The organism is Pseudostreptobacillus hongkongensis, assembly GCF_001559795.1.
GTDB lineage: Bacteria > Fusobacteriota > Fusobacteriia > Fusobacteriales > Leptotrichiaceae > Pseudostreptobacillus > Pseudostreptobacillus hongkongensis.
The window spans coordinates 1-2924 of sequence record NZ_LOHY01000162.1 but is presented as its reverse complement, the minus strand read 5'-3'; the positions used below and the strand labels follow the sequence as shown (position 1 = coordinate 2924).

3 protein-coding genes and 1 rRNA gene are annotated in these 2924 nt (G+C 28.2%); all 4 read right to left on the bottom strand.

What is annotated here, in order from left to right; genetic code table 11:
- Nucleotides 1-152: 152 nt before the first annotated feature.
- The 4 genes from AYC59_RS07440 to rrf all read right to left on the bottom strand — a co-directional run bounded on the left by AYC59_RS07440 (nt 153) and on the right by rrf (nt 2899).
- Nucleotides 153-407: a hypothetical protein gene (locus AYC59_RS07440; protein WP_066897011.1), complete on the bottom strand. Its 255-nt coding sequence runs from the start codon at nt 405-407 to the stop codon at nt 153-155.
- A 152-nt stretch (nt 408-559) separates the two neighbouring features.
- Nucleotides 560-1351, bottom strand: coding sequence for an aldo/keto reductase (locus AYC59_RS07435; protein ID WP_066897009.1), 792 nt, complete (start codon nt 1349-1351; stop codon nt 560-562).
- A gap of 8 nt (nt 1352-1359) precedes the next feature.
- A complete protein-coding gene (locus AYC59_RS07430; RefSeq protein WP_245620700.1) occupies nt 1360-2688 on the bottom strand; it encodes a C1 family peptidase in 1329 nt (442 codons plus the stop codon).
- A gap of 102 nt (nt 2689-2790) precedes the next feature.
- Nucleotides 2791-2899, bottom strand: a 5S ribosomal RNA gene (rrf, locus tag AYC59_RS07425).
- Nucleotides 2900-2924 lie beyond the last annotated feature (25 nt).

Below are 2924 nucleotides of genomic sequence, written 5' to 3'. Positions count from 1 at the left end.
CTTAAATATTTGTGAAGAACCTAATTTTATTCCTATTATTAGAAATATTACTGCTATTCCTATTGATTGAATCATATCAAATTCTATTGTGTTCATTTAACCTCCTATAAAATAAAAAGGTGTTCCTAAAGAACACCTATAAATTAAGATAACTATTTAGCATCTTTGTTTTCAGTTGCAGCAGCATCTTTATTTTCAGTTGTTGCTCCATCTTTGTTTTCTGTTGCAGCTGCATCTTTATTTTCTGTTGCTGCAGCATCTTTGTTTTCAGTTGTAGCTGCATCTTTGTTTTCTGTAGTTGCTTCAGTTGCTGCTGGTGCTTCAGCTGGTTTAGCTTCTTCAGTTTTTGCTCCACAACTTACTACGAATAATCCTAATGTTAATACTAATAACGCTAATTTTTTCATTTTTTTCTCTCTTTCTTTAACTGATTTTATATGAGTTTACTCTCAAATTTTACAAAAGAAATTATATCAAGTATTTTTTAGTTTTTTCTTAGTTTATCATTAGAATTTCATTAATAAGTCTTCTTTTTTCTAGAATTATAGGGTATAATGTTTTATTTTTTGTCATAAGGAAAATTATCAGGGTCTGCTGAAAAGCGAATATCGGTATTTAATAAGTCTATTTTTAAGATATCAGCAGATGATAATTTAAAATTCTGTGATTCAAAATTCTCAATTATTCTACTTGGAGTTTCTGACTTAGGTATAGGATATATTCCTTTTTGTATATGCCAATTTAATATTATTTGTGAACTACTTTTATTATATCTTTTTGCAATATCTAATAATACTGGATCATCTAAATATTGAGCTTTCGCTATAGGCATCCAAGCTTCTGTTAAAATTCCCTTACTCTTGTTATAATCCCTTAATTCAGGTTGTGAAAATTTAGGATGTAATTCTACCTGGTTTAAATAAGGAACTATACTACATTCTGATAGTAATCTTTCTAAATGATGTATTTTAAAGTTAGAAACACCTATTTTTTTTACAACTTTTTCATTTTTTAATCTTTCAAGAGCCCTGTATCCATCTATAAACTTATCAGGATGAGGCCAATGCAATAGTAAAATATCTAGTTTACCATCAAGTAATTTATAACTATTTTCAAAAGATCTAAGTGTATCATCATAACTCATATCACTTGGCCATACTTTAGTAGTTACTACAATTTCATCCTTATTTCTATAATTTCTTAAAAATTTCCCTATAAATTCTTCATTTTTATAATACGTTGCTGTATCTATTAGCTTATATCCCACATTCAAAGCTGTATCTAGAGCTTTATACATCTTTTCTTCAGCCGTTATCTTATAAACTCCAAATCCCATTTTACCTATATTCATTTTTCCCCCTATTTTGCAAGAGAACCCATAGGATCCCAAGGTTTAAGTCTTATAGGATCTTGTTTTAATGCTTCTTTTTGTTTTTCAGTTAAGTATTTCTTATTAACCACTATTTGATATGTAAATCTATCCATCCAAGCATCACTCATAACAAAGTATCCTTTATTTCCTGGTTCTTCTCCCCAGCTATTTTCTACTTTCCATCTATTAGATTTTCCGTTCTCATCTAAATTAACTCCTGATAATACCATAGCATGTGTCATTAAACTTTCAGAATAATCTAGAGAATTCTTTTTATCTTGTAATATATCAAATCCAAATGATTGCTCATATTCAAACACATCTAAATCCATCATTCCACCTAATCTATCTGAAATTTGACCTACATCACAACCGAACCAAACAGTTTCTCCTTGTTTAATTTGTTCTATTGCCAAGTTTTTAAATTCATCCATAGGAAGATTTAAATATTTAACTTCATTACCAGTAACATTTCCTAAAAAATCAACTGTGAAAGTTCTATAGTATGGTTTATCATCTGTTGGTGCGTTTATTATGCTAATATAGTCATCAAGATTCATATTAACATACTTATTAAAGAATTCTACAGGAGTTAATCCTAAATCTCTATGGAATTTTTTATCTTTATCATAATATTCAAAATCAACAACTTCTTGAGGTACTCCTAACATTACACATAAGAATGCGTAAATTTCGTCCATAATTTTGTCTTTAAGCTCAATTAATTGATCTTCTGACATATTATTAGCCTCACGTAATTTTTGAGCCCCTAATCTTAATTTTTTGTTTAATAGGTTATTAAGCATAGCTGAACTTGAACTATGGAATACTTCACCTTGAACAGATTTAGGAACTACCCCATATTTTTTAATTACAGAAACTAACATATCCCATTGTCCACCATCTTGTTGAGGTGTTTGTAATAAATGTCTAACTATTCTAGAATCTATTTCTTCATTACGTGTTTTAATTATATTATCTAAGAAATAATTAGATTTTTCAAATTTATCCCAGAAGAAAACATAACTTTGAGATAATTCAAAATTTTCTAAATTGTATTCTTTATTCATTTTATGTCTGAAAGTATTTAAAGCTGCAAATATCCAACATCTACCACTTTGTTTTTGGTAAGTTACCTTACCTGTTTCAATATTTTCAGAGAATACATGATGTGTTCTATTATACACTTCATTATTAACTACAGCATTATTTATTCCATTTTTTAATACTGCATTTTGTAATACTCTTAAATTTCTCCCTTCATAATTTTCTTTCATTTTTACAATTTTTTCTTTAGTCATATCAGTATTTTTCATATACCGTACCTCTTTCTAATTCATTTTAAATATATTTTAACATTAAAAAAATAAAATTTCAATTATAAAAGAAAAAAGAAGGTATAAACCTTCTTAAAAATAGTTTAGCAACTACCTATTTTCCCTATTACTAAGTATCTTCGGCGTTCATAGACTTAACTTCCAGGTTCGAAATGTAACTGGGTGTATCCCTATGGCTATTATCACTAAACTTAAATGGCGTCCCTGGTAGGACT